This window comes from Hymenobacter metallicola, from assembly GCF_004745645.1.
Lineage (GTDB): Bacteria > Bacteroidota > Bacteroidia > Cytophagales > Hymenobacteraceae > Hymenobacter > Hymenobacter metallicola.
In genome coordinates this window covers 550,646-566,701 of the sequence record NZ_SRMB01000002.1, presented here as the reverse complement: position 1 = coordinate 566,701, position 16,056 = coordinate 550,646, and the positions used below count along the sequence as shown (strand labels likewise).

At 62.2% G+C, this 16,056-nt stretch carries 13 protein-coding genes; 6 read left to right on the top strand and 7 right to left on the bottom strand.

Annotated elements, in window-relative coordinates; genetic code table 11:
- Positions 1-16 precede the first annotated feature (16 nt).
- The gene (locus E5K02_RS13175; RefSeq protein ID WP_135395241.1) at positions 17-3,877 is read right to left on the bottom strand and encodes a PAS domain-containing protein; all 3,861 of its coding nucleotides are present in this window, start codon (positions 3,875-3,877) and stop codon (positions 17-19) included.
- A 184-nt stretch (positions 3,878-4,061) separates the two neighbouring features.
- Complete coding sequence (msrA, locus tag E5K02_RS13170; protein ID WP_135395240.1) at positions 4,062-4,724, bottom strand: peptide-methionine (S)-S-oxide reductase MsrA; 663 nt, start codon at positions 4,722-4,724, stop codon at positions 4,062-4,064.
- A gap of 228 nt (positions 4,725-4,952) precedes the next feature.
- Between msrA and E5K02_RS13165 the strand changes: the two genes are divergently transcribed.
- Entirely contained in the window at positions 4,953-7,826 is a 2,874-nt protein-coding gene (locus E5K02_RS13165; protein ID WP_135395239.1) for a TolB-like translocation protein, read from the top strand.
- 174 nt (positions 7,827-8,000) lie between these two features.
- Positions 8,001-8,579: a fasciclin domain-containing protein gene (locus E5K02_RS13160; RefSeq protein WP_135395238.1), complete on the top strand. Its 579-nt coding sequence runs from the start codon at positions 8,001-8,003 to the stop codon at positions 8,577-8,579.
- A gap of 93 nt (positions 8,580-8,672) precedes the next feature.
- Here E5K02_RS13160 and E5K02_RS26175 read toward each other — a convergent pair whose 3' ends face one another.
- Positions 8,673-9,719, bottom strand: coding sequence for a ferredoxin--NADP reductase (locus E5K02_RS26175; protein WP_135395237.1), 1,047 nt, complete (start codon positions 9,717-9,719; stop codon positions 8,673-8,675).
- A gap of 70 nt (positions 9,720-9,789) precedes the next feature.
- Positions 9,790-10,794, bottom strand: a complete 1,005-nt coding sequence (locus E5K02_RS13150; protein WP_135395236.1) for an aldo/keto reductase — start codon at positions 10,792-10,794, stop codon at positions 9,790-9,792.
- A 136-nt stretch (positions 10,795-10,930) separates the two neighbouring features.
- On the opposite strand from E5K02_RS13150, the gene E5K02_RS13145 reads away from it, so the two are divergent.
- Together E5K02_RS13145 and E5K02_RS13140 are read left to right on the top strand one after the other, a co-directional pair.
- Positions 10,931-11,773, top strand: a complete 843-nt coding sequence (locus tag E5K02_RS13145) for an alpha/beta fold hydrolase (RefSeq protein WP_135395235.1) — start codon at positions 10,931-10,933, stop codon at positions 11,771-11,773.
- A 95-nt stretch (positions 11,774-11,868) separates the two neighbouring features.
- The gene (locus tag E5K02_RS13140; RefSeq protein WP_135395234.1) at positions 11,869-12,264 is read left to right on the top strand and encodes a SpoIIAA family protein; all 396 of its coding nucleotides are present in this window, start codon (positions 11,869-11,871) and stop codon (positions 12,262-12,264) included.
- Between the two features lie 7 nt (positions 12,265-12,271).
- Here E5K02_RS13140 and E5K02_RS13135 read toward each other — a convergent pair whose 3' ends face one another.
- Together E5K02_RS13135 and E5K02_RS13130 are read right to left on the bottom strand one after the other, a co-directional pair.
- Positions 12,272-12,958 (bottom strand): hypothetical protein, encoded by a 687-nt coding sequence (locus tag E5K02_RS13135; RefSeq protein WP_135395233.1) that lies wholly within the window; start codon positions 12,956-12,958, stop codon positions 12,272-12,274.
- 68 nt (positions 12,959-13,026) lie between these two features.
- Entirely contained in the window at positions 13,027-13,527 is a 501-nt protein-coding gene (locus tag E5K02_RS13130; RefSeq protein ID WP_135395232.1) for a YdeI/OmpD-associated family protein, read from the bottom strand.
- A 169-nt stretch (positions 13,528-13,696) separates the two neighbouring features.
- Here E5K02_RS13130 and E5K02_RS13125 point away from each other — a divergent pair, with 169 nt between their 5' ends.
- Positions 13,697-14,392 (top strand): DsbA family oxidoreductase, encoded by a 696-nt coding sequence (locus tag E5K02_RS13125; RefSeq protein WP_135395231.1) that lies wholly within the window; start codon positions 13,697-13,699, stop codon positions 14,390-14,392.
- 95 nt (positions 14,393-14,487) lie between these two features.
- On the opposite strand, the gene E5K02_RS13120 is transcribed toward E5K02_RS13125, so the two are convergent.
- Positions 14,488-15,105 carry an HAD family hydrolase gene (locus tag E5K02_RS13120; protein ID WP_206025956.1) on the bottom strand — a complete coding sequence of 206 codons (618 nt, stop codon included), beginning with the start codon at positions 15,103-15,105 and terminating at the stop codon, positions 14,488-14,490.
- Between the two features lie 137 nt (positions 15,106-15,242).
- On the opposite strand from E5K02_RS13120, the gene E5K02_RS13115 reads away from it, so the two are divergent.
- Positions 15,243-16,031, top strand: coding sequence for an energy transducer TonB (locus tag E5K02_RS13115; RefSeq protein ID WP_135395230.1), 789 nt, complete (start codon positions 15,243-15,245; stop codon positions 16,029-16,031).
- Positions 16,032-16,056 lie beyond the last annotated feature (25 nt).

Below are 16,056 nucleotides of genomic sequence, written 5' to 3'. Positions count from 1 at the left end.
GCTACTGCAGCCCAAATTAAATGAGCAACACTGGTTCTTCGGGCACTGGCCTTAGGGGCTGGCCCACCAGCGGAATATAAATGTGGAAGGTAGAGCCCTTGTCCAGCTCACTCTCCACCTCCACATGCCCGCCGTAGCTTTGCACAATGCGGTTAATCAAATACAGCCCCATGCCCGAACCCGAGACATGGCTGTGGAAGCGCCGGAACATTTGAAACAGCTGACTTCCGTACCGCTCCAGGTCAATGCCCACCCCGTTGTCGCGCACGGAAATGACGACGTGGTCGTCGTGCCGGGTGCTGAGCAGGTGAATGCGCGGCGTGCGTTTGGGGGCGGCATACTTCAGGGCGTTGCTCACCAGATTGTAGAGCACACTCTGCAGGTTGGGCCGCACAAACTCTACCACCGGAGCCAGGGCGAAATCCGTGGTGACGATGGCCCGCACGTTGGCTAGCTGCTCGCCAATGCTTTCGAGTACCTCCCGCGCCAGGGGCTCCAGGGCCACCGGTTCCTTGGGTAGCTCGTGGCGCAGCTTCTGCACCTGTACCAGTTCCGAGAGGTTATAAATCGTGTCGTAGATCTGGTGCAGAGCCCGCTCAAACATGCTGACCAGCTTAATGGCGTCCGGGTCGCGGAAGTAGGCCGTGCGCGTGAGCTCCTCGAAGATGCCGGCCATGTTGTGAATGGGCTGCTTGAGGTCGTGGGAGGCCGTGTACACAAAATTGTCCAGGTCCTCGTTGATGCGCCGCAGCTCGTTGTTTTGCTGCTCGAGCTGCTGTTGGGCGCGTTGGGCCTCGGTTACGTCGGTATTGGTCCCAATCCAGCGCACTATTTCGCCCTGCTCATTGTGAATGGGCTGGGCCCGCGACAAAAACCAGCGGTATTCGCCCTCGTGGCTGCGCAAGGGGAAGGTGTCTTTCCACGGTTTTCCGGTCGTCAGGGCCTGGCGCCAGCTCTCGATTACGCCGGCCAGGTAGTCGGGGTGGTGGACGCTGGCCCAGCCCCAACCCTGCATTTCTTCCAGGGTGGTGCCTGTGTAGGCATACCACCGTTCGTTGTACCAGAAGATGTTGCCGTCGGGCTCGGCCATCCAGGCCAGTTGGGGCATCGAATTGGCCAGGGCCGTAAACTCCTTTTCGCGCTGGCGCAGGGCCGTTTCCGCCTTGCGCTGCAGGGTTACATCCTGCATGGCGCCAATCATGCGGGTGGCCCGCCCGTCCTCGTCACGGGCCACGTGGCCCCGGTCCAGCACCTGGGCATAGGTGCCGTCGGCCCGGCGGAAGCGGTATTCATCCTGCCAGTCTGACTGCCCGCCATCAATTACGGCGTGAATACCGCTAGTGACCCGCTGGACATCATCGGGGTGAATCTGGGAGTACCACCAGGTAACTTTGTGCTCGACGGCAAACACGCGGTGGCCCAGAACCCGCTCAATGGCCGGGGTCCAGGTTAATTGGTTGGTAAGCAGGTCCCAGTCCCAAATGGCGTCGTCGGTGGCCAGGGCCGCCAGTTCGTAGCGCTCCTGGTTCCAGCGCAGGTTAGCCTGAATCAGTTTCTGCTCGTGAATGTCGGTCGAGGAGCCGTACCAGCGCACTACTTCGCCCTGCTCGTCGAGTACCGGCACCGAGCGGCTCAGGTGCCAGCGGTACTCGCCATCGTGGCGGCGCAGGCGCAACTCGCCGGTCCAGACCTGTTTGGCCGCGGCAGCTTGCTGAAAAGAGGCGGTGTTGCTCAGGTCCTCCGGATGGATGGCCTGTAGCCAGGCCTCGTCCAGGGTGATGGTCAGGTCGTGGCCGGTATAGGCAAACCACTGGGGGCTCAAATACAGCGGCCGGCCCTCCAGGTTGCTGATGTATGTTATCAGGGGCAGGGCCTCGGTCATGGAGCGCATCTGCTCGTCGCGCTGGTGCACCGTTGCGTCCAGAAGCTGGGCGCGGCGCCGGGCCAGCACCCGCTCGGTGGCCTCGACGGCAAAAATGAGGATGCCCTGCACCCGGCCGGCCTCGTCGAGCAGGGGCTGATAAGTGAAGTCGAGGTAGTGGGTTTCGGGTTGGCCGGTCAGCTCATTCTCAATGAGGGTAACCTGCTCGACGCCGTAATAGGGCTGGCCGCTGGTATAAACCTGGTCCATGAGCGCCACAAAGCCCTGTTCTTCCACCTCGGGGAAAGCCTCCGCAATCTTGTGCCCCGTCACGGCCCGGCGGCCATACAGGCGCCGCATGCCGTCGTTTACGAAGCCGATGATGTGGTCAGGGCCCAGCAGAGTAGCAATGTTGGCCGGCATCTGGCCCAGAATCCGGTGCAGCAGCCGGTCTTTCTCCTGCATCTGGTGTAGCACTTGCCGGCTTTCGTGGATGTCGGTGTTGGTACCTACCCACAGTATGATCTGGCCGTCCTCGTCGCAGATCGGTTCGGCCCGGGCCAGAAACCAGCGGTAATTGCCGTGCTTGTTACGCCAGCGGTGCTCCTTTTCAAACAGGGTGCCGTGCGCCAGGGCGTAGCTCCAGTGCTCCAGCGTAGCGGGAAGGTCGTCGGGATGAATAAACCGTTCCCAGCCCCAGTCCTGCAACTCGGCCAGCGTGCCGCCGGTAAAGTCAAACCAGCGCTGATTGTAGTAGGTCACGCCACCGTCCGGGCGCGAAGTCCAGGCCATCTGGGGCAAGGATTCCAGCAGCTTGCTAACCTGATTGATGCTTTGCTTGAGCGAGTGTTCGGTCCGCTTCTGGTCGTTGATATCGGTAGCTGAGCCCACCCAGTGTACCACTTGGCCCGCGGGGTCGAGGGCGGGCACAGCCCGGCACAGAAACCAGCGGTACTCGCCGGTTTTGGCACTGCGCAGCCGCGCCTCCGTGGTGAAAGGAGTGCCGGTAGCCACAGAGTGCAGGCGCTGAGCCCGCACCCTGGCAAAGTCGTCGGGGTGGGCCTGGTGCTGCCAGCCCGATTCGCGCGCCTCGGCCAGCGTGGAGCCCAGATACTGCTGCCAGTAAGGATTCACGTAGTCGATGTTGCCGGCCGCGTCGGTGGTCCAGATAAGCTGCTGCTGCACCTCGGCCAGTGCCTGAAACCGCACGGCATTCTGACGGGCCTGCCGTTCGGCTTCCCGCTGCTGGGTCACGTCCTGCATGGCCCCGAGCAGACGCACGGCCTGGCCCTGCGCATCGCGCACGATGTAGGCGCGGTCCAGCACTTCGGCCCAGGAGCCGTCGGCCCGCTGAAACCGGTATTCGTTGTTGATAACCGAATCCTGCCCGGCAAAGGCCGCCGCCCGTTGCGCTGCCACCACGGGCCGGTCGTCGGGGTGCAGGTGCTGCCACCACAGCTCAGAGTTGCCAAATTCGCACGGGTGGTGTCCAAACAAGGTCGTGAACATCTCGTTGCGCCACACCTTGTCGGTGCGCAGGTCGGCATCCCAGATGGCATCGTGGGTGGCCTGGGTAAGCAGGCTGAAGCTTTCCCGGCTCAGGTTGCCCTGCTCCTGGGCCAGCACCTGCTCGGTTACGTCCAGTACCCGGCACACAATGTTGCGCAACGCCCCACTCTGCAGCATCGGCCGCAAGGTGGCCTGCCAGTAGCGGGTACTGACCGAGCCATTGGTGCGGCGCAGATCGTAGCGCTGAATATCGAGGGTCTGCACCGAGCGGTGCTGTAATACGTCGAGCAGGGCCGTGCGCCACACGGTAGCGGTGTGCTCGGGGCCGGCCGCCGAAGCCGGTAATACCGCCAGGCCATCCAAGCCCACGAGCTGGGCCGGGCTGCGGTGCAGGATCCGGCACATTGCCTCATTGGCCGCCTCCACTACCAGCGCCGGCGACAAAATTAGGTGCGGGGTCGGAAGGGAGTCAAAGATGAGTTGAAAGTCAACAACTTCGGCAGGCATGGAATCTCGCGAAAAGAATGAGCAGGAGATTTCTTCGGCCTAAGCAGCGCAGAAAAAGCAACCTGAACAAATATAAGCCCGGGTGCCGGCAAGTTGGCTCGACGGGCTCGTAAAAAAGCGCGGCGGCTCCTGGCTAGGGTAGGCACAAAAAAAAACCGGCCGGAAGAACCGGCCGGGAAGCTAACTAGTCTGTGGTTATTTTGTCTTTGAACGCCTTGCGGAATTTCTCGATTTTGGGCGTGGATACCGACTGGATGTAGGGATTTTCGGGGTGGAGGCGGTAGTAGCCCTGGTGGTAGTCTTCGGCGGGCCAGAACTTCTGAAAAGGCACTACCTGGGTCACGATGGGAGAGGCGTAGTGCTTCGAGGCGTCGACCCGTTTGATGGTGGCCTCAATGAGCTGCTTTTCCTGCGGGGTGCGGTAGAAAGCCACCGAGCGGTACTGGGCGCCGGCATCAGGGCCCTGGCGGTTCAGCGTTGTGGGGTCGTGGCCGGCCAGGAAAAACACGTCGAGCAGGGTTTGGTAGCTGATCTGCTTGGGGTCGTAGTACACCTGGATGGACTCGGCGTGGCCGGTTTGCCCGCTGCCGACCTGCTCATACGTGGGGTTTTTCTCGGGCCCACCGGCGTAGCCCGACACGACTTGCTTGACGCCGCGCAGCTCTTCAAAGATTTCCTCGGTGCACCAGAAGCAGCCCCCGGCAAAGGTAGCCACGGCCAGGCCCGTCAGGTTTTTGGGTTCACCGCCGGTGGTAGCCCGGCGGAAGGTTTGGGCATCAGAACGATTCTGAGTGCAGGCCGAGATGATAAGCACTAGGCCCAGAAGGTATATTTTCAGTTGTTGCATCACGAAGACTATCTACGAAATCCATGCTGGTTTGGTCGTAGCTCGACCATGGGAGTGTCCCGGCCGATAACCCCGAAAGGACCGGGTCCGTTCCGGGCACGACAGATGGGTTTGCCGTTTACATTTGTCAGACAGCCGGGCCGCTACTTTGTTGTGGCCAACGCGCTACTATGTTGCCTGCTCGCCCGTGCGCCGGCCCACCGGGGCGCTTATTTCCTTTGTATGCTCATGCACAAGTTTCTTCTGGCCACCGCGGCTGCCACCCTAGCCGTTGTAGGGGCCTGGGCCCAACCCACGCTGCCGGTGCTGCCGCAAAATCCGGCTTCCCTGCGCTGGTACCAGGTGCGCACCCCGCACTTTCAGGTGGTATATCCCGAGGGGTTTGCGGCCCAGGCCCAACGCACGGCCCGGCGGCTGGAGCAGGTCTACAAACCAGGAAGTGCTTCGCTGGAGAAAGAGCCCCGGCCCATATCGGTGGTGCTGCAGAACCAGACGACAGTGAGCAACGGCTTCGTGACCATCATTCCGCGGCACTCCGAGTTCTTTACCACCACGCCCCAGGACCCGTTTCTGACCGGCACGCTCGACTGGCTCGACCAGCTCGCCATTCACGAGTACCGCCACGTGGTGCAGTACGAGAAAGGCCAGCAGGGCCTGGGCCGGCTGGCTTACTCGCTCTTCGGCTACGGCGGGCTGGGCGTGGTCACGCTGGGCATCCCGGACTGGTTCTGGGAGGGCGACGCGGTGGGCACCGAAACCCTGCTCACGCGTAGCGGCCGGGGCCGAATTCCGTATTTCGACATCGGTCTGCGGGCCAATCTGCTGGCGGGGCGCCGCTTCAACTACAGCAAGGCGGTGGCCGGCTCTTACCGCGACAATGTGCCCAACCACTACGTGCTGGGCTATTTTCTGACCACTCACTTCAAGCGTACCAACGGGGCCACGGCCTGGAGCAAGGTACTAAACCACTACTACCGGTTTCCGGTCTACCCCTTCTCGTTTTCCAACAGCCTGCGCCTGAACTCGGGCAACGGGCTGCGCACCGACGACCTGTATGCCCGCACCATGCAGGAACTGGACTCGACCTGGCGCGCCGAGCAGCAGCAGCTGACCCTAACCGAGGGCACGGCCTTTCGGACTGCCCCGGAGCGCAACGTCTTTACCGAGTACCAATACCCGCAGTACGTCGACGACAGCACCGTAGTGGCCGTGAAGACCGGGCTGGGCGACATTTCCCAGCTGGTGCTGCTGCGCCGCCACGCCCCCGAGCAACGGCTCTTTGTGCAGGGCCTCGTGAATAACCCGGAGATGCTGTCGGTGGGCGGGGGCAAGGTGTGCTGGCCCGAGTTTCGGCCCGATGCCCGTTGGGGCCAACGCATTTTCTCCGATATCAAGGTGCTCGACGTTGCCAGCGGGCAACTGACCAAGCTAACAACCCAGCAGCGCTATACCGCCGCGGCCCTGTCGCCGGATGGCAGCACCATCATTGCCGTGCGCTCGGGCACCGAGTACCAGCATCAGCTCGTGGTGCTCGATGCGCGCACCGGGGCCGAAACGCGGGTGCTGCCCAATCCTGGCAACGACTTCTACCTCCACCCACGCTGGCAGGCCGACAACCGCTCGGTGGTGGTGGTAACGCTGAAAACCGGGGGCAAAACCATCGAGAGCATCGATACCGAAACCGGGCAGCCCCGGGCCCTGCTGCCCGTGCGCAATATTAACCTGAGCCACCCCCAGCCCTGGGGCCACTACGTGCTCTACAACTCGCCGCAGTCGGGCCTCGACAATGTGTACGCCCTCGACACCCGTTCGGGCCAGGTGCGGCAAGTTACCTCGCGCCCTTTGGGAGCCTACCACGCCGCCGTAGCCCCCGATGGCCGCCACCTGGCGTTCCACGACTTTCGGGCCGAGGGCACGCGGGTAGCGGAAATGCCCCTGTTGCCCGAGCAATGGCCGGTAGCGCCGCCCGCGCCGGCCACGCCCGCAGCCTACACCGACCCGCTCCTGACCCAGGAGCCCGGCACGCGCACCGTGGGGGTCGTGCTGCCCGATTCTATTGCTGGGGGCGCCGAAGCTACGCCGCTGACTTTGGCGCGCTACCACCGCCTGAGCCACGCCTTCAATGTATTCAGCTGGGGCCTCGTACAGGCACCTTCGGGCCAGGCGCTGAGCGTCGGCATCCGTTCCCAGGACATTCTCAACACGACGCAGGCCGTGCTAGCCGCCGGTTACGACCAGACCGAGCGCACGGCCAACGTGGCGGCCGACGTCAGCTACCAGGGCCTGCTGCCTATTCTGGATCTGGGTTTCCAGCGCGGCGGGCGGCGGCTGTCGGCCTACGTTGGCAACCAGCTGCTGACCGACACCTGGAGCTACAACCGCCTGACCCTTGGGGCCCGTCTGCCCCTGAACCTAACCCGCTCCAAGTACCAGCAGGGCCTCACGTTGGGCGCCTACTACAGCGGCGAGCAGGTGCAGGGCTACGATTTGCCGGTGCGCACGATTACCGAAGTCGGGTTTGGCAACAGCCTGCACGTGCTCAACTACACCCTGGCCTATTCGCGGGTACTCAAGCAGAGCAAGCGCGACGTGGCCCCGCGCTGGGGCCAGGCCCTGACGGCTTCCTGGCGCAACACGCCGTTTGCGGCGGGCCTGCAGGCCAAGCAGTGGGCTGTGTTTGGCAGCCTCTACCTGCCCGGGGTGGGCAAGCACCACTCCCTGCGCCTGCGCGCCGGCTACCAGCGGCAGCAGCAGCAGCAGTACCGCTTCAGCCCGGCCGTGTTCTACCCGCGCGGCGAAGGCTACGTGAGCTTCAACGAGCTGCGCACCGGTAGCGTGGAGTACCGCCTGCCCCTGGCCGACACCGACTGGGAGCTGGGCCGGGTGCTCTACGTGCAGCGCATCAAGGCCATGGGCTTTTTCGACGTGGCCACGGGCGTCAGCGCCGTCAACCGCACCTACCGCACCACGGGCCTCGACGTATCGTTCGTGTTCAACCCGCTGCGGCTGCGCACGTCCCTGGAGGCCGGGGTGCGCACCATCTACAACCTGCGCACCGGGCGCTGGGAGGTGCAGCCCCTGGTGCTGAACATCGGGTTTTAATTTTTTAGCCTGGTAAAAAGCTCGGCAGTAGATGGTTTGATCAAGTTGCCGGCGTTTGGGAATACGTAGGAGAAAGGGAAAAGCAGAGAAATATATAGGTCAGGAAATCCGGAGGCAAAAGCTCCTGCGTAAGTGCCCCCAGTTCCGATCCAACCTTTTTCTGCAAAAAGTACCATGAAAAAAAATCTGTTTTCCCTCGCCCTCGTTGCCCTGCTGGGTGCTGCTTCGGTTCAGTCGGCTTCGGCTCAGGCCAAGATGACCCCCGCCGGTACCGTAATGGTCGGTGGTGAAGCTATGTACGCCAACAAGAATATCGTTGAAAACGCCGTCAACTCGAAAGACCACACCACGCTGGTAGCAGCCGTGAAGGCCGCGGGTCTGGTAGAAACCCTGCAGGGCAAAGGTCCCTTCACGGTATTCGCCCCCACCAACGCTGCCTTCAACGCCCTGCCCGCCGGCACCGTGGAGACGCTGGTGAAGCCCGAGAACAAGGCGACCCTCACCAAAATCCTGACCTACCACGTGGTAGCCGGCAACCTGACGGCCGACAAGATTATGGCCGCAATTAAGTCGGGCAAAGGCACGGCGGCCCTGAAGACCGTCAGCGGCGGCACCCTGTACGCTACCATGAACGGCCCGAAAAACGTAGTGCTGACCGACGAGAAAGGCAACGTATCCTGCATTTCCACCTACGACGTGATTCAGAGCAATGGCGTGATTCACGTAATCGACAAGGTGGTAATGCCCAAGTAAGACCAAGTAGCATTCTACTCTTCATCAAGTAGATTTCCTCCCGAAAAAGCCCGGCTCAATGAGTTGGGTTTTTTTATGGTAATACCCAGCGGGCTACTCTATTTCCAATGTGGCGGGGCCGCCCACGGGGTAGCCGGTGCAGGTCAGGACTAAGCCGCGGGCCGTTTCCCGGTCAGTCAGCACTTCGTTGGTAGTCATCCAGACGGTGCCCGCGGTGCAGCGGGCGGCGCAGTTGCCGCACTGCCCGGCCTCGCAGCTATAGGGCAGCACCAGCCCCTGGCGTTTGGCGGCCTGTAGGATAGTGGTGGGGTAGTGCACGGCCAAAGTGTGCTCGGTGCCCCGCAGGCGAATGGTTACCGGGTGCTCGTCGGTATCGGGGGGTAGGCGAAACGGGGCCGGGGCCGCGGCGGTGTAGAACAGCTCCCGCCGGATATGGCTCAGGGGCAGGCCCGCGTCGTGCAGCCCGTAGGTGCCCATGCGCATGTAATTCAGGGGCCCGCACAAGTAGGCCAGGGTTTGCGCCGGCGGGCCGGGCGCGTGTTCGGCCACCAGCTGTTCCAGCAGTTCCTTGTGGAGGTGGGCCCGGCTCAGGTCGGGGTTGGTGCTATAGAGCAGCTCCAGGTGTAGCCGGTCGGGAAACTGCCGGGCCAGCTGCTGCAGCTCGGCCAGAAAAATGGTGGCGGCCGGGGTCCGGTTGCTGTACACCAGCAGCACGCGCAGCTGGGGGTAGCCGTGCAGGGCCGTTTTGAGCAGGGCAAACAGCGGGGTGATGCCGCTGCCCGCCGCCAGCAGAATGAGCTGCCGGTAGTCTTCAAGCGAATCGGGCAACACGAAAAAGCCCGCCGCGCCAGTGGTCTGCAGCTCGTCGCCTACGCGGGCCTGGTCGATGAGGTAGCGCGAAAGCACGCCGTTATCGACGCGCTTTACCGTGATGGTCAGCGGCTCGGCCAGCGCTGGGGCCGAGCTCATGGAGTAGGAGCGCCGCACTTCCTGCCCGTGCTGGAGGCAGACCAGCGTGAGGTATTGGCCGGCTTGATACCGTAGCTCGGTACCGGCCGCCGGCTCCAGTACAAAGCTTTTCGTGTCGGGGGCCTCGACGCGGATAGCTCGGATGCGCAGAGAAAGATACGGGGAAGTCATGCTCGGCAAAGGCAAAAAATAAGGTCGGAAAACGCGTTTCCCGACCTTATGGTACAAACAATTCCGGAGCCTACGCCTTGGCTGGCTGCAGCTGGCTGAGCTCCTTGCCGATAAAGTCCAACTCCTCGCTCGAGAGCTTCACCTCAATGGCTTTGGCATTCTGCACGGCCTGCTCGGCGTTGCGGGCGCCCACCAGGGCTACCGTAATGCCGGGCTGCGAGATTGTCCAGCGAATCACAATCTGCGAGAGGCTGGCATTCTTGCTTTCGGCCATGGGCCGGATCTTCTCCAGGAAGCTGTTGACGCGGGTTACAAACTCGGGCTTGAACAGCGGGTGCGTGGCCCGCAGGTCGCTGGCGTCGAAGTGCTGGCCGGGCTTGATCTTGCCGGTCAATAACCCCAGTTGCAGCGGGCTGTAGGCCAGAATGGCTTTGTTGTGCTCGATGGAGTAGGGCACCACGTCTTTCTCGATGTCGCGGCGCACCATGCTGTAGGGCACTTGGTTGGAGGCCAGCTTGACGGTTTTTTCGGCTTCGGCCATTTGCTCGGCCGAGTAGTTGCTCACGCCCACGGCCCGCACTTTGCCCTGCTCCACCAGCCGGGCCACGGCTTCCATCGTCGCGTCGATGGGCGTGGTTTTGTCGGGCCAGTGAATCTGGTAAAGGTCGATGTAGTCGGTGCCGAGGCGGCGCAGGCTGTCTTCGCACTCTTTGATAATGCTTTCCGGCGCCGCGTATTTGTACACGTCCAGGTCGTGGCCATTGTTGTCCTTGGTCTTGAACCCGAAGTCGCCCTGGGGCGCGGCCAAGTCCCAGCGCATGCCAAACTTGGTCAGGATCTGCACCTTGTCGCGGGGCAGCCCCTTGATGGCCTCGCCCACAATTTCCTCGCTCAGGCCCATGCCGTAGATCGGGGCCGTGTCGATGGAGGTCACGCCCAGGTCGTAGGCAGCCCGAATGGCGCCCACGGCATCGTTCTGTTCGGTACCGCCCCACATCCAGCCCCCGGCAGCCCAGCTGCCAAACGTAATAACCGACGCCCGTACGCCGGAGTCGCCCAGCTCTTTGTATTCCATAATTCAGTAGAAAAAATGATCTGACAGAAGCCCGCCTTGCGGCCGGCACATAGCCAGACTAACCGCTTCCCCGGCCCGAAGGTTATGGTTCAGCTCCGACCGGAGTCCTACCTTTGCCCACTTCGCCCCTTTATATATGCCCGCTGCCGTGCCCGAGCCACCGCCCCTGACTACCGATGATTTTCGCCTGCCCCTCGACGACTTCGAATTGCAGGTGCGCCGGTTTGGGCTGCCCGGCCCGGCCAGCGGCCCCACCTTGGTGCTGCTCCACGATTCGCTGGGGAGTGTAGCGCTGTGGCGCGACCTGGGGGCGCAGCTAGCCCTGGCCACGGGCCGGCCGGTGCTGGCCTACGACCGGCGGGGCTACGGGCAGTCCTCGTCGTTTGGCCCGGCACCGCGCACCAGCCGCTATCTGGAGGAAGAAGCCGAAACCGTGAACCGGGTGCTGGCCGCCTGCGGTCTGGCGCAAGCCGTGTTGTTTGGGCACAGCGACGGGGGCACGCTGGCCTTGCTGGCCGCGGCCCTGGAGCCGGCGCGCATAGCGGCGTGCGTCACCATCGGGGCCCACGTGTTTGTGGAAGATGTCACGCTGGCCGGCATTCGGGAGGCGCAGCGCCAGTACCAAACCACCAACCTGCCCCAGAAGCTGGCCCGCTACCACGGCGCTAACACGGACGCCGTGTTCCGGGCCTGGACTGAAACCTGGCTGGCACCCTCGTTTCGCACCTGGAACATCGAGCGGTATTTACCCGCCGTGGCCTGCCCCGTGTTGGTGCTACAGGGCAGCAACGACGAATATGGCACCGCGGCGCAGGTAGAAGCCATAGCCCGCCAGACAACGGGGCCCGCCACTGCCCGCCTCTTGCCGGGCCGGGGCCATTCGCCCCACCGGGAAGACCCGGGGCTGGTAGTGCAGCTCACCGCCGATTTTTTGAACTCCAATTGGTCCGTCCTCGGCCAGGAGCCGGGCCTGGGGTAAGGTAAGCGGAGTAATTGGCCTGATTTTCTTAGCTTTGTCTGTTCCGCTGTTCTGGCCTTCGGCTTGCAGCTTCCGCTTCTCTACTCGCTATTTTCATGCCCTTACGCATCCTGCAAGAGCTGCCCTACCTCGACGTGTACTACGACTATACCAACGAGTGGATATATGCGGAATGGCGGGGCGAAATTACGTTTGAGCGGGCCCAAGAGGGTGGCGAGGTGGTCCTACAGCTGGTGCAGCTCGAACACGCTACCAAGCTGCTGAACGACAACTCGCAGGTAACCGGAATGTGGTTGGAAGCGCCCGAATGGCGGCAAATGAACGTATTTCCCCGCCTGCACACGGCCGGCTTGAGCTACGTGGCCTGGGTGTACTCGCCCGATCTGTACAGCCGCTTCTCCGTCGACCGGGCCATCAGCGCCGTTAATCAGCCGGTGGCCCTGCCCTTCGAGGATATGCAGATGGCCAAAAACTGGCTGCGCCTGGTGTAGCTGGCACTTAGCGGCGGTAGGGAAAGGTGCGGGCCGAATTGCGCACCAGCACCCGGGCCAGGGCCGCCGGACTGGCGCTCAGGTCGCCCAGCTGCTGGTGGTTGAACGACCAGACCAGGTCTCCGCTCTGGCAGTCGTGAATGGTCACGTTGGTAAGCACTTCATTCTGGGGAATACCCGCGTTGGTCAACACCAGCAACGCCACGGCTACCCCGTTGGGCATGGGCTGAAACAGCGAGGTTTCGCCCGACAAAATAGCGTCTACGCCCAGCGCCGCCTTGAGCTCGGCCATGCTGTGGTCGTTCAGGTTGGCGTAGGTGATGCCGGCCCGCTCCAGGCGGCTGTTGGTTTCGGCCACATTCTGAAACTGCACCGAGTAGGGGTGCTTGGCCTGGCGCTGCACCAGCTGGTTGAGGAGTTCCTGCTGGAGCTGGTAAGCCACGAGCTTGCGCTGCTCCTGCTGCTTTTCTTCCCAGCGTTGCCGGCGCTTCTCCACCTCGGCCTGACTGAGCTCTTCGCCCACGTAGGAAATGGTCTGCATGTTGAACTGGTCGAGCTGCACCTCGAAAGGCAGAATGGCCACGAGCTTGTGCTGCGACAAGGCCTGGGGTACCAATTCCTTGGTGCTGTATACCCGCTGGCTGCAAGCGGTAGTAAGCAGAACAGCTAGAACGATGGACAGGGAGCGAAGCATAGCAGCTACAAGGAATGGTGGCTTACAAATATCTGAATTCAGGCCAATTTCATGGTTGGGTAGCCTTTTTATTCCTCGTCGGGCATGGCCCGAAACGGGTGGGCCCCCGCCGCCAGCCGCCGCAGAATCTGCACGGTACGCTTCAAGCGGGTTTCGTTTTGCTTGCCGCTGCTGATGTGGTAGGCAATGGCGCGCTTCATGCCCGGGGTCAGCCGCTCGAAGCTGGCCTGGGCATCCGGCCAGGCTTCCAGGCCGTCGGCCAACTCGGCGGGTAGGTCCACGGCGTTGGGCGTGGGGTCGGGGGCCAGGCTCACGGCTACCTGCTGGCCCAGCTGGATGCCGGCGGCTTTGCAGGTATCCTTGTTCACCATCAGATACCGTTCTCCGGTGCTCAGGGGCAGCAGCCCCAGCCGGACCGGGTGTTGGTTGAGGGTGCCTACCACGCGCTGCGTGGCTTTGCCGCCCAGGGCCTCCACCACCTCCAGGGGCACTATCACAATCTGGGTTGGCATAAAGCTCGGGCCGCCAGGTTCGAGCAGGGCGCTGAAGGAAACGGGAGAGAAAGCCATGAGCCGGAATTTTAAGGCCAAGATAACCCTGTTTGGGCGGCGGGCCTACTAAGGCGGCTTGGCCGGGGCTGTCCGGAACCCAGCCGGCGGCTCTTCCTGTTGGCGTATTACCGGCCGGGCAAACATTCCGGCGACTTTTGGCTTATTAGGCCTTCCAAATTCTTCCGACATGCAACTAGAAATCTGGTCTGATATTATGTGCCCGTTTTGCTACATCGGCAAACGGCGACTCGAAACCGCGCTGGCGCAATTCCCCCACCGCGACGACCTCAATATTGTGTGGCGCAGCTTCGAGCTGGACCCCACCATGCAAACCAAGCCGGGCCAAAGCATCCACGAACTGCTGGCCGAGCGCAAAGGCGTTTCGCTGGCCCAGGGCCGGCAAATGAATACCCACATGGCCCAGATTGCCCGCGAAGTGGGTCTGGACTTTGACTTCGACAAGGTCGTGCCCGTGAATACTTTCCTGGCGCACCGCTTTCTGCACTTGGCCGCCCAGCACGGCCAGCAGGACGCGGCCAAGGAGCGGGTATTGGCGGCCTACTTCACCGAAGGCCGCAATGTGGCCGACCTCGACACGCTGGCCGAGCTGGGCACCGAACTGGGCCTGAATGCCGCTGACGTGCGCACCGCGTTGCAAGGCGACGCCTACGCCCAGGACGTGCGCCACGACGAGTACCAGGCCCGGCAGATTGGCGTGCGCGGCGTCCCCTATTTCGTGTTCGACAACAAGTACGCCGTATCGGGGGCCCAGCCCAGTGAGCTGTTTTTGGAAGTGCTGGAAAAAGTCTGGGAAGAAAAGCACCCGGCGCCCACGGTGCTGGCCTCCGGGGACGCCTGTGGCCTAGATGACAGTACCTGCTAGCCTGTCCGGCATCATCAATGCAAAAGCGGCTACCTCGATTGAGGTAGCCGCTTTTGTTGGGTAAGGGCAAAGTGGGAAGCTTTGGTGGCAGGTACTTACAGCACGCCTAGCTGCTGCAGCTCGGTGCGCAGCTGTTCAGGCGAGCGGAAATGTACCGTTTGCATGCCCACGGCCTGGGCCGCGTGAATGTTCCGCTCGTTGTCGTCGATGAACAGGGCCTGGCCGGCTTCGATGTTGTAGCGCGTGAGCAGGGTGTGGTAGAACTCGGGGAAAGGCTTGCGCGACTTCTCCGTACCCGACACCACGATGCCTTCAAACCACTGTAGAAACTCGAACTGCTGCTGGGCCACCGGAAACGTTTCCTCCGACCAGTTGGTCAGGGCGTAAAGGTGGTAGCGCCCACTGGCCCGCAGCTCAGTCAGGACCTCTACCGTGCCCTGAATGGCCCCGCCCAGCATTTCGGGCCACCGTCCGTAGAAGTGCTCAATCAGTTCCTGGTGCTGCGGGTGCTGCTGCACGAGCAGGGCCGTGCCCTCGGCCAGGGTGCGGCCCGCATCCTGTTCCTCATTCCAGTCGGGGGTGGTTACGGTGTTTAGGAAGTGGTCCATTTCCTGCTCGTCGGTAAACAGCTTGCGGTAGAGGTAGCGCGGGTTCCAGTCAATCAGGACACCACCGAGGTCGAAAACGATGGTCGTAATCGGGGTAGAAGTCATATGAGAAAAAGCTGAGGCCGTTGGGGCACTAGTTGTTACGCCTGCCACCAACCGTTTCGTTAAATTTGGGGGGCGGAGTGCTTCCTGAGTAGGGCCGCCGGTGCAAAGTTTAGGATTCTCTTTTTACCAGTCACTATATGTCTTACGGCTTATCCCGCCTTGTCACGGCCGGCCTGCTCGTGCTGGCCCTGCCCGTGTGCAGCTTCGGGCAGGAAACCAAAAAAGTTACCAAGTATAGCCAGTCCCCGATCAGCAACGAGGTGTACTATGTTCTCAAGTCGGACAAGAATGTAAAGCACGGCCCCTATGCCCTCTACCGCGGGCAGCAATTAAAGCTGGCTACCGAAGGGTATTACAGCCAGGGCCGCAAAGACAGCATCTGGACCAGCTACGGCTGGAATAGCACGACCGTTACGGCCAAAGGAGCCTACGCCAACGACCAGCGCACGGGCATCTGGGAGTTCTTTACCAGCAAAGGCGAGCTAGAGCAAAAGTACGACTACACCCAGCGCCAGATGCTGTTTATCCGCCCTGGCAAGAACAAAAGCATGTCGGTTACTTTGCTGCAGCCTACCGCCACGGGCCAAACCTGGCCCGATGTAGCGCCCGTTTACATCGGGGGCTCGGCCGCCATTACCAGCGAAATGATAACCATGCGCTACCCGGCGGAGGCCCTGCGCAGTGGCGTGAGCGGCACCGTGCAGGTGGCTTTCACTATCGACAAAGCCGGTAAGTGCTCTAATTACCACGTTTCGCAGGGCATTGGCGCGGGCTGCGACGAAGAAGCCCTGCGCATTGTTCAGGCCCTGGCCAACGGGTGGATACCGGCCCAGCTAGCGGGCCAGCCAGTAGCGGTAGAATGTGAGTTTCCAGTCAAGTTTGGCTTGCAGAAACCAGTCAGTACCCCGGCCAAGCCGATGAACTAGCCCGGCTACTTACACGAAAAAAGCC

Bases quoted from the DNA above. Each gene is read 5' to 3' on its own strand.
- msrA (WP_135395240.1), bottom strand. From the start codon at position 4,724: ATGCAACAACTGAAAATATACCTTCTGGGCCTAGTGCTTATCATCTCG.
- E5K02_RS13120 (WP_206025956.1), bottom strand. From the start codon at position 15,105: ATGACTTCTACCCCGATTACGACCATCGTTTTCGACCTCGGTGGTGTC.
- E5K02_RS13140 (WP_135395234.1), top strand. From the start codon at position 11,869: ATGCCCTTACGCATCCTGCAAGAGCTGCCCTACCTCGACGTGTACTAC.
- E5K02_RS13135 (WP_135395233.1), bottom strand. From the start codon at position 12,958: ATGCTTCGCTCCCTGTCCATCGTTCTAGCTGTTCTGCTTACTACCGCT.
- E5K02_RS13175 (WP_135395241.1), bottom strand. From the start codon at position 3,877: ATGCCTGCCGAAGTTGTTGACTTTCAACTCATCTTTGACTCCCTTCCG.
- E5K02_RS13145 (WP_135395235.1), top strand. From the start codon at position 10,931: ATGCCCGCTGCCGTGCCCGAGCCACCGCCCCTGACTACCGATGATTTT.
- E5K02_RS13165 (WP_135395239.1), top strand. From the start codon at position 4,953: ATGCACAAGTTTCTTCTGGCCACCGCGGCTGCCACCCTAGCCGTTGTA.
- E5K02_RS13125 (WP_135395231.1), top strand. From the start codon at position 13,697: ATGCAACTAGAAATCTGGTCTGATATTATGTGCCCGTTTTGCTACATC.
- E5K02_RS13160 (WP_135395238.1), top strand. From the start codon at position 8,001: ATGAAAAAAAATCTGTTTTCCCTCGCCCTCGTTGCCCTGCTGGGTGCT.
- E5K02_RS13150 (WP_135395236.1), bottom strand. From the start codon at position 10,794: ATGGAATACAAAGAGCTGGGCGACTCCGGCGTACGGGCGTCGGTTATT.
- E5K02_RS13130 (WP_135395232.1), bottom strand. From the start codon at position 13,527: ATGGCTTTCTCTCCCGTTTCCTTCAGCGCCCTGCTCGAACCTGGCGGC.
- E5K02_RS13115 (WP_135395230.1), top strand. From the start codon at position 15,243: ATGTCTTACGGCTTATCCCGCCTTGTCACGGCCGGCCTGCTCGTGCTG.
- E5K02_RS26175 (WP_135395237.1), bottom strand. From the start codon at position 9,719: ATGACTTCCCCGTATCTTTCTCTGCGCATCCGAGCTATCCGCGTCGAG.